This is a genomic window from Paenibacillus cisolokensis, assembly GCF_018403665.1.
Lineage (GTDB): Bacteria > Bacillota > Bacilli > Paenibacillales > Paenibacillaceae > Paenibacillus_AH > Paenibacillus_AH cisolokensis.
Window position 1 is genome coordinate 1 of the sequence record NZ_BOVJ01000036.1, and the last position, 10015, is coordinate 10015.

Below are 10015 nucleotides of genomic sequence, written 5' to 3' on the forward strand. Positions count from 1 at the left end.
TAAAGTTGATTGTGCTCATTATTGTTGCTTCCGTCAATTCCTCATTGACGGGGCAGTTCGCTCGTTGTTCAGTTTTCAAAGAACAAATGCTGTTTTCGTTTCACCGCCGTTTCAGCGGCGACTTTTATAATATATCACAGTCTCCTATGCATATGCAAGAACTTTTTTTAAAAAATTTGATTGCATCTTTCAGGAAATCGTTCTTGCTAAGAGGGACGAGCATTAATTTAACATACACATTTCAAATCGTCAAGCCATGGATTCCGCAAGTCTGTAGCGAAGTTCGAGCGCATCGGGATCGCCTTCCGCAGGCATGATCGCAACTTCCCGCACGTAAGACCGTTTGACCAGCTGCTGAACGACTAGCGAAAGATCGACGTGCAAACCGGATATCGCCGGATGCTGCTGAAGCTCCGAAATGCTCCAAGGCTCTTTGCGGCTCGACAGAATATGAAACAGCAGTGAACAGCTCGATTTCATTTTGCTCATGACGGAAAATTCACACGCCAGCAAAACAAGCTTGACCCGCTGCTCCAGCGATTCGGGACTGGCGGTCAATTCTTCGAACAGCTTGTAGATGCCGGGATGAAAACGGCGCATTTGCCGCCATACGGTCAGTTCCGGGTGGTGACCCGCTTCGATGAGCACAATATGGGCCCAATGATGCAGGGCGTTCAGGACATGGCTGTATGCATCGAGCACATTTTTGTCCTGCAGGTCTTGTTTGGCTTGCAAATAAGTGCGCAGGAAGCCGGCAAATTCGACAAGCTGCTTCCGCTGGCGCAAATCATCCGGAAATAGAAGAAGTTTATGACGCAGCCGTTCCAAATACCCGTCCCGGTCCACAACGATTCCTCCCCGTACCAGCCATTGGATCAAACTGCGGTGTTCCCCGCTGGCGATCGATCGCTCCAGTTCAGTTTGCCCAACGGTCCGTACCAGCATCCTTTTGCCCTCGAGGGCGATATGACCGGTAGCCGCTACGGCGTCGTCCAATATAACCAGCAACATCTGATCCAAGCCGTCGATAATCGGACTGTAAGGGTACGGGTTATCGATCATGACCAAACTGACGAGGCCCGGCATCGTCTTCAAAGCGTCGATATATTGCTCTTTCGTATACTGCACTTGATCCTCCATATAGCTTCACCGCCCGGTTTCGGCTATAATATAACACTGCAAGGAATATGTTCGACAAAGCTTACCGCGTTTCCTGCCTGACCGTCAGAAAACGTGTTGATCGAGGGAGATGACCAAATGTTTTCAAAACAAGCAAGCTTAACGAGTTCCGGCTGTGGGGCCTCGTCTTCACGTTGCTCGGCATGGGCCTTATGGTCGTCGGCACCGCGGGCATTGTTTTTTGGGGACCGCAAATCGGCAAAGTGATTGCCGGCATTTTTATGGTATTCGGCATGATCGCGCTGATGGCCAGCGTCGCCGTTTATTTCTGGGCCGGTATGATGTCGACGAGCACAACGGTGCTGGAATGCCCCGAATGCGGACGGCAAACGAAAATGTTGGGCAAAACCGACCGGTGCATGTTTTGCAAAACGATTTTGACGTATGATATCAGCAAAGCGACGGAAATTCCGGCTGTCGAAGAGGATGACGGGGACGAAAACCGCGGGGAACAACACCATGCGCATCCGGCAGACAAATCTTCATCTTCCCAAGCAACCACCTGAGCCGGCTAAGCCGACCGGCCTATGAAGCACAAGAACCCGTTCATGCCTCAAAGGGCAGACGGGTTCTTGCGCTGTTTTAAATGATAAGCCGATAAGTTCATTTTATGATTAAGTATCGAGTCCGGACAATAATCAAGATTTTTGCTTCAGAAACCGGTCGATTGCCGGCCAAATTTCAGCCGAGCCGAATGAACGCTGCCAGGTCGCGACGCCTGCGAGATCGTATTTGCGCACCAGCCCCACCCTCGACGCCGCCGAGCGCTCATCCTCGATCCATATGCGCTGTAACGCGCCGTTCTCTTCATATTCGACGTAATGCTGTCCGGCGGATTCGTCAAATTCGGGCTTCAGCTTCCGCTGGGCTATAATGTCCGCAACCTGGTCCATCCCTACCGCTTTCGAGCTTACTTCGACGCCGGATTCTCCTTGCTTCTCCGTCCATATGCGGGTATAGAGCGGCATGCCGAGAATGAGCTTCTCCGGCGGCACGCCATCTTCTTCGATGATCCGTTTAACGGATGCTTCGGTCCAAGGCAGCGAGGCGACCGACCCCGCTTTCGGACTGGAAGCCCAATGTTCGTCGTACGCCATGACGATCATATAATCGACAATCCGGCCAAGCTCGCGGCGGTCCAGAAACGCCGACCACATTTCGCTGTTCGATTTGGGCGTCACATCGATCGACACAGCCAGGTTTTGTTCATGCAGAAGCGGTGTCAGCTCCCGCACGAATTGAACGAGATTTTCCTTGTCCTTCGTATAAACATTTTCAAAATCAATATTGATTCCTTGCAAATTGAACATTTTCGCATAGGCGAGCAACTGCTTGATCATGGAAAACCGGGTGTCCGCATCGGCCAGCGCTTCGGTCGTCCGCTCCGGTTCGAAACCGTTGCTGAACAGGCCCCACACCTGCTTGTTGTTGCGGTGCGCCCATCTGACATAGGCCGCATCCGCTTTGCTGCGGATTTTGCCGTCCCCGTCCAGCAGTTCGAACCAAGTTGGACTGACGACGTTTACGCCGGGCAGCGGTCCGATCTTGGACGGGTCGGGATTGCGATTATAAACCGCTTCCCAGGTCATATTGATTTTCTGTCCCGGCTTGTTCCAGGCGACAAATGGCTCGCTTCTTTCCGGCTCCGGTATCTTTTCCGCTTCCCGCAGCTTCACATCCCGTTTGGAGATGTAACCGATATAGCCTCCCGGGCTTTGCAGCCGGTACCATCCGTCCTTCTCTCCCCATACCCGGAAGACGGCGTTCGCCGGCAGTGCTTCAACGATCGGCGCCCTGATCGTCGGCTCGCTGCGCATTTTCGCCTCTTCAACGGCTTCGGCCAGCTGAACCGCCTGTCCCGCCGCAAGAACGGTCACAATGCCCGTCGACTCCGCCACTTCCGCGTACAGTCCATATAACTGCTCGAGCGGTTCTATCGGCAAATAAACGGTGCCGTCGCGCGCTTCCGCGGCGAAACGCAGCTCAAGCGGTTTTTCATTCAAGGCGGCGGTAAGCGCCTCGGTCTTCATGCGCAATACTTTATCGGAAGTCGTCATAATAATCGAGCCGGATTGTTCTTCATACCGGATCGATTCCTTGGACCCGGCGGCCAGCTGCGCGACCGATAACGGAAGCTTCGGCTCGCCATTTTCCAATACGGCGCCTTCCTTCATCAATTCGCCGTTGAAAACGATCGGATGCTCCGCTCCGTAGTCGATATCAAAGTACGAAAAATTCGGGACAAATTTCAAATAAATAATCCAAATACCGAATGCGAGAGCCATCAAGCCGCAAAACGTCATCAAATTTCTCCATCTGCCGCCCCTTCGCCGCGATCTGCGGCGAGTGTAACGGACCTTCACCTCTGCCTTCAACCTCCTGTCCCGGACAAAAAAATGAAAACGCGCAGCCGGCATGGTTCCTACCAGCCGATCTGCGCGTTCAAGCGCCGCGAACCGCCCTCCTGTCTATACGTTACGACAACCTTTCAGTTTTTGTGGACCGATTTGCAGTTGGAGCATAAACCGTAAATTTCCATCCGATGGCCTTCCACCAGAAAGCCTGTTTCGCGGGAGGCCGCTCTCTCCACTTCCAGCAGCGGCGGATAATCGAAGTCGACAATTTGTCCGCACGACTTGCATATTGCATGATAGTGGTCCGACAAGTCAGCGTCGAAACGGCTGGAATCGTCGCCGTAGGTCAATTCCCTGACAAGTCCGGCCTCAACAAACAGCCGCAAATTATTGTAAATCGTTGCAACGCTCATGCTCGGAAAAGACGGAGACAAAGCTTTGTAAATTTCATCAGCCGTCGGATGTGTCATCGAATTCATTAAATAGCTCAGGATGGCGTGACGCTGCGGGGTCATACGAACGCCGTTCATTTTCAATTGTTCAAGCGCTTGTTCGACTTTGGCACCCATTTCCCCTCACGCCTTTCTCGAAGTAAACGTTGTGTGTAGTTAACGTTATTGTACGTGCATTTTTCCTCTTTTGTCAACGCAACTTCCCTGATTTCTCATGTTTTACGGGATGTACCTTTTTATGAAGATGCTGTTATTGGCATCGATATTAATGCGGTAAACGCCGTCGCCGATCGCGCCCTGCACCGTTTTTTGGCTGACTGCGAACGGCAATTCCGTTTCGATACTGCCGAAGGTGACCGAGCCGTAAATCGAATAGCTGCCATCGTCCGGCAGTTCGAGGCTTATTTCGCCCACCGAGCTGTCAATGTCCCAATTGCCGCCGACAACGGAGCTTGCAGCGCTGATGCTGCCGTTTAACGTATAGGCTTTGACGGTGCGTGCCGCTTCCTTAATGCCGATCCGGCCGTTCTTCGCATCGACCGCGACGTTGCCGTCGATTCGCGTCAGTTGAATGGCCCCGTTCGTCGTCGAAGCGTTCACGTCCCCGCTTATGCGGGATGCGGCGATCGCTCCGTTCGCCGTTTGCAATTCGGCACTGCCCTGCACGCGGCTGACCGTTATACCGCCGTTCTTCGTCGCGGCATGGACATCGCCGGTAATTTGCGATATTTGAATTTCGCCGCTGGCATTACGAGCGGTCAAACCGCCGGGCAGCGTCAATCCTTTCACGCTCAGCGTCCCGCTGCCGGTCTGAACGTACAACGCGAGCGGCTTCGCCTCTTCCGACAGCGGTTCGTCCGCCGCCTCGTCCGTTCCGGCCGTTTCATCCGGCTCCGGTCCGTTCGCCGGATCGGGCGATGGCAGCCCGTCCGCTTCCCGTTCCGGTGTTTCCGCCGCCGAACTTTCGCCGCCCGCGGCAGTATGGCCGCTTAAGTTCGCGTAAGCGTCCAGTTTATCCGCCGGCAGCGTCACTTTCATATTTATGCGGGGGGTGCGGCTTCCGTTCGCCCCGTAAAGCTCGCCTTTCGCTTCGATCCGGAATTCTTCGCCTGCCGCAAGTTCTATGCGTGACCGGTCGGCTACGGCATCCGCCGCGGCTTTATCCGGCAAATCGACCCAGAGCACCGCCTCCACCCGCACTTCATCGCCTTCGCCCGCCAGTACGGTCACTTCTCCGTTAGGATTGTCGATCGCGATCGTTTTCGTCTCCGGACCGAGCGGCTTGGCGGTTGACGGCAGGACATACCGGAAGCCTTTCTCGTCCCCCAGATCCCCCAGCCCGGCAATATCCACATTCCATTGATCGAGCCAGCGGAAGGGCAGCGCAGCATATTGCGTCACCCCGTATGCCGCCGCCGCAATGACAAAAGCCAAAACCCCCGCAGCCGCATCGAACGCCAGACGGAGCGGCCGGCGCCGATAGGCGTGCCAAACGCCATATCCGACAAATTCGAGCCCGAGCAGCAAAAAACGGCAGGCCACCATTGTTCCAGCAGCACCAGATCGTTGCGGTTTTGGGCACGGTCCCACAGAAGCAAAACCGCAACCGATACAATCAGCAGGATTGAAGTCAATCGGCCGAGACGCGGAACGCGGCTGCCCGGACGTACGCATAACAGGGCTGCTATTATCAAAAGTCCGATACCGGGTGCATAATCGGCCGCACGGTCGAACAGCGGAATAAATTCGCCGGGCATCCGAACGATGAATAGCAGCAATGCCCCGGTCGCCAAAACAGCCAGTCCCTGTATAATATCGGTCGCCGGGGAAGGCCGTTCTTCTCTCACCGGCGATTTCGCGGCCGGACTAGCCGTCAATTGAAGCGTATCGAACACACTGTAAAAATAAAGAACAGGCAAGGCAAGACCCAAATACACGATAAGCAGCAAATGCCGGCCGCCCGCTGAATCGGCCAAACGAATCATCGTCGCGATGTCGAGCAGCAGCGCCCCAAGCAGCAGAATGCCTTTGGCATAATATCCGAGATACAAATGACCGGCTCCGGGAACGAAAAATGCGAGCAGTCCTGCGGCTAACCGGCTTTTCTCCCGCGTGCCTTCCGGCGGCATGACGCCCTTCATACCGAGCTCACGGCGCAAGCGCCTCCGGGATGCTTGATTTTATCCAACGGCGCGGGAACCGTTTGCCGCTTGGACACGATCGCCGCAGCAGCCTCCGAGGAAGAAGCCGCTGTCGGACCGATGCTCGACTTTCCCGTATTTATCGTCCCCTCGCCCGAAAATCCGATACCGGTAATGACTGCCGCCGGGTCGGCCCGGCCGTTCGACTTGCCGGCGAAAGCCGGGAAGCCGCAACTGAAAAGCAGCGTCAGCAAGCAAGAGCCAAGTGTCATAGACGAATCCCCTGCCTTTCCTCTTATGCACGAATCGTATGTCTCCATTACTATACGCGCAGCTTGGTACCGGCTTGTCTGTATCATACTAGAAAACGGGATATAGAAAAAGTAAAAAGATGCCGCCGCTTCTTGAGCGGGGCATCTTCTCTTCTATCGGCCTGCAGCCTTATACGCCGGAAGTCTAACCGTTCAACCGTTCCGCAAGCAGCTGGTTGACAAGTCCGGGGTTCGCTTTGCCTTTCGTTTCTTTCATGACTTGTCCGACAAGGAAACCGATCGCCTTTTGCTTGCCGGCCTTGTAATCTTCTACCGATTGCGGGTTCGCCTCGACGACTCGATTTACAATTTCGCGAATGGCGCCTTCGTCGCTGATCTGCACAAGCCCTTTTTCCTCAACAATCTGCTGCGGGAGCTTGCCCGACTCGAGCATTTCCTTGAAGACGGTCTTGGCGATTTTGTTGCTGATCGTTCCTTTCTCGATCAATCCGATCATTTCTCCGAGACCTTGACCGGTGATCGGCACGTCGCCGATTTCCAGATTGTTCGCATTCAGATGGCCGAGCAGATCGCCCATGATCCAGTTGGCCACCGCTTTGGCGTCTTTCGTGTATGCCAGGCTCTCCTCGAACAAATCCGCCAGCTTCTTCGAAGACGTAATCACTTCCGCATCATAGGAAGAGAGGCCGTAATCGGTCGTGTAGCGCGCCTTGCGGGCATCCGGCAGCTCAGGGATCGTCGCGCGTACGCGCGCTTTCCATTCGTCGTCGATGATCAGTTTAACCAGATCGGGATCGGGGAAGTAGCGGTAGTCATGCGCCTCTTCCTTGCTGCGCATCGACACCGTGCGCCCTTGCGCTTCGTCCCAGCGGCGCGTCTCCTGAACGACGCGGCCGCCGCTGTCGAGCACGTCGGCCTGCCGCCACTGCTCGTATTCAAGTCCCCGCTGCACTCCGCGGAAGGAGTTCATGTTCTTCAGTTCCGTCTTGGTGCCGAACTCCTTCTGGCCATAAGGACGCAGACTGATGTTCGCGTCGCAGCGCAGGCTGCCCTGCTCCATCTTGACGTCCGAAACGTCACAGTACTGCATGATCGCCTTCAGCTTTTCCAGATACGCTCTCGCTTCTTCGGGCGATCGGATATCCGGCTCGGAAACGATCTCGAGCAGCGGCGTGCCGACCCGGTTGAAGTCGACGAGCGAAGCTTGTCCGCCGCTTACATGCGTCAGCTTGCCCGCGTCCTCTTCCAAATGAAGCCGCGTAATGCCGATCCGCTTCGTCTGGCCGTTAACTTCGATATCGATCCAGCCATCCCGGCCGATCGGCTGGTCGTACTGGGAAATCTGATACGCTTTCGGTGAATCGGGGTAAAAATAGTTTTTCCGGTCGAATTTGCTGACATCGGCGATCGTGCAGTTGAGCGCCATCGCCGCCTTCATCGCGTATTCGACGGCTTGCCGGTTCAACACCGGCAGCACGCCCGGATGCCCGAGGCAGATCGGACAAGTATGCGTATTCGGCGGCGCGCCGAAGGACGTGGAGCAGCCGCAAAAATTTTGCTCTTCGTATGCAGCTCGACGTGCACTTCGAGGCCGATCACCGTCTCGTATGCTATTGCTTCAGACATTGTTCTCGTTCCTCCTGCTCTAACGTGCTTCGTTCGCCACGCTTACAGCTGCGGGCGCCGCTTGTGATGGTCGGTATGCTGCTCGAAGGCGTGAGCCGTACGCAGCACGGTCGTCTCGTCGAAAGGCTTGCCGATAATTTGCAGGCCGATCGGCAAGCCGTCGGCCATGCCGCACGGCACGCTGATGGCCGGAACGCCGGCAAGGCTGACCGGGATCGTGCAAATATCGTTTAAATACATGGTGAGCGGATCGCCGATCTGCTCGCCGATGCGGAACGCCGTCGTCGGCGCCGTCGGCCCGATAATGACGTCATAATTGGCGAACACGTTGTCGAAATCGCGCTTGATCAGGGTGCGCACTTTTTGCGCTTTCAAATAATAAGCGTCATAATAGCCGGAACTGAGCGCATACGTGCCGAGCATAATGCGGCGCTTGACTTCCGGACCGAAGCCCTGGCTGCGCGATTTGCGGTACAGATCCAGCAGATTGTCCGGATTGTCGGCGCGGACGCCGTAGCGGACGCCGTCAAACCGGGCAAGATTGGACGACGCTTCGGACGAAGCGAGCAGGTAGTACGTCGCCACCGCATATTCCGTATGCGGCAGGGACACTTCCTCCCAGGTCGCGCCGAGCCCTTCGAATACTTTCAACGCCGCCAGAATTGCTTCCTTCACCTTCGGATCGATGCCCTGGCCCATATATTCCTTCGGCACCCCGATCCGCATGCCTTTGACGTCCCCGGTCAAAGCGGAAATATAGTCCGGGATGTCCACATTTGCCGACGTCGAATCCATCGGATCGTAGCCCGCGATCGCTTGCAGCACGTAAGCGGCGTCTTCGACGTTCTTCGTCAGCGGTCCGATCTGATCCAGCGAAGACGCGAACGCGACGAGGCCGAACCGGGACACGAGCCCGTAGGTCGGCTTCAGCCCGACAATTCCGCAGTAGGCGGCAGGCTGGCGGATCGATCCTCCGGTGTCCGAACCGAGCGCAAAATAGACTTGTCCGGCCGCGACCGAAGCGGCCGAGCCGCCGCTGGAGCCGCCGGGGACGTAATCGGTGTTCCACGGGTTGCGGGTCGGGAAGAACCCGGAGTTTTCGTTCGAGCCGCCCATCGCGAATTCGTCCATATTCAGCTTCCCGACGGTGACGGACTGGGCGGATTTCAGTTTTTTGACGACGGTCGCGTCATAGATCGGATTGTAATTGCTCAGAAAGCGGCTTGCACAGGTCGTCAGCAGCCCCTCGGTGACGATGTTGTCCTTGATGCCGGCCGGAAGCCCGAACAGCAGTCCGCGTTCCGCCCCGGCGGCAAGCTGCCGGTCCAGCTCGGCGGCCTGCTCCCGCGCTTGCTCCTCATTCAATGTAATAAAGGCCCGGATGGACGGGTCCGTCTCCTTGATCCGGCGGTAGGATTCGTCTACCAGCTCGGCGACCGACAGCTCCTTGTCGTGTAATTGTTCGTGCAGTTGCTGCAGGCGCATGTCAAACAGTGCCAACAGTCGTTCCTCCCTTCAACATGAACGGTCGTTTATTCCAATACGGCCGGCACTTTGAACTGGCCGTCTTCCTCGTCCGGCGCGTTACGCATAACCGCTTCCAGCGGCAGCGATTCGCGCACCTCATCGTCGCGCATGACATCCGCGAGCGGCAGCACATGGCTCGTCGGCTCCACATCGTCCGTGTCGAGCTCGCCCAGCTTCTCCGCATATTTCAGAATGGCGTTCAGCTGTTCCGTAAACAATTCTTTTTCCTGGTCGGACAGCTCGAGTCGAGCCAGATCGGCGACATGTTCGACATCCTTTACCGTAATGCTCATCCGTCATTCCTCCTTTTGCTTCTGCTCATTCTACCTATTATAGACGAAGATGGGGGACGAACTCAACGAGACGAAGCAGACTTAAGACGGAACGGTCATAAGACGGAGCGGACATGAGAACGTGCGCGCATCCGGCGGACTTCCCGGCATGAAGAAGGGGCTGTCCCAAAA

The 10015-nt window shown here is 55.9% G+C and carries 8 protein-coding genes and 2 pseudogenes; 1 reads left to right on the forward strand and 9 read right to left on the reverse strand.

Annotation, left to right across the window (positions count from 1 at the left end):
* Nucleotides 1-249: 249 nt before the first annotated feature.
* Nucleotides 250-1140: a nucleotidyltransferase-like protein gene (locus PACILC2_RS04880; RefSeq protein ID WP_213527841.1), complete on the reverse strand. Its 891-nt coding sequence runs from the start codon at nt 1138-1140 to the stop codon at nt 250-252.
* 122 nt (nt 1141-1262) lie between these two features.
* Here PACILC2_RS04880 and PACILC2_RS04885 point away from each other — a divergent pair.
* A pseudogene (locus PACILC2_RS04885) lies at nt 1263-1685 on the forward strand (YgzB family protein); the annotation flags it as partial.
* Nucleotides 1686-1817: 132 nt separating this feature from the next.
* On the opposite strand, the gene PACILC2_RS04890 reads toward PACILC2_RS04885, so the two are convergent.
* The 8 genes and pseudogenes from PACILC2_RS04890 to gatC all read right to left on the reverse strand — a co-directional run bounded on the left by PACILC2_RS04890 (nt 1818) and on the right by gatC (nt 9844).
* A complete protein-coding gene (locus PACILC2_RS04890; RefSeq protein ID WP_062495271.1) occupies nt 1818-3542 on the reverse strand; it encodes a glycosyl hydrolase family 18 protein in 1725 nt (574 codons plus the stop codon).
* Between the two features lie 125 nt (nt 3543-3667).
* Complete coding sequence (gene perR / locus PACILC2_RS04895; RefSeq protein WP_062495273.1) at nt 3668-4102, reverse strand: peroxide-responsive transcriptional repressor PerR; 435 nt, start codon at nt 4100-4102, stop codon at nt 3668-3670.
* 102 nt (nt 4103-4204) lie between these two features.
* A complete protein-coding gene (locus PACILC2_RS04900) occupies nt 4205-5419 on the reverse strand; it encodes a DUF4097 family beta strand repeat-containing protein (RefSeq protein WP_213527844.1) in 1215 nt (404 codons plus the stop codon).
* Entirely contained in the window at nt 5383-6144 is a 762-nt protein-coding gene (locus PACILC2_RS04905; protein WP_213527846.1) for a DUF6677 family protein, read from the reverse strand. The genes PACILC2_RS04900 and PACILC2_RS04905 overlap by 37 nt, the downstream gene beginning before the upstream one ends.
* Nucleotides 6123-6398, reverse strand: a complete 276-nt coding sequence (locus PACILC2_RS04910; protein WP_145977276.1) for an MgtC/SapB family protein — start codon at nt 6396-6398, stop codon at nt 6123-6125. The genes PACILC2_RS04905 and PACILC2_RS04910 overlap by 22 nt, the downstream gene beginning before the upstream one ends.
* Before the next feature lie 184 nt (nt 6399-6582).
* A pseudogene (gatB, locus tag PACILC2_RS04915) lies at nt 6583-8012 on the reverse strand (Asp-tRNA(Asn)/Glu-tRNA(Gln) amidotransferase subunit GatB).
* A 54-nt stretch (nt 8013-8066) separates the two neighbouring features.
* Nucleotides 8067-9524: an Asp-tRNA(Asn)/Glu-tRNA(Gln) amidotransferase subunit GatA gene (gatA, locus tag PACILC2_RS04920; protein WP_062495279.1), complete on the reverse strand. Its 1458-nt coding sequence runs from the start codon at nt 9522-9524 to the stop codon at nt 8067-8069.
* Between the two features lie 32 nt (nt 9525-9556).
* Entirely contained in the window at nt 9557-9844 is a 288-nt protein-coding gene (gatC, locus tag PACILC2_RS04925; RefSeq protein ID WP_062495281.1) for an Asp-tRNA(Asn)/Glu-tRNA(Gln) amidotransferase subunit GatC, read from the reverse strand.
* Nucleotides 9845-10015: the final 171 nt, after the last annotated feature.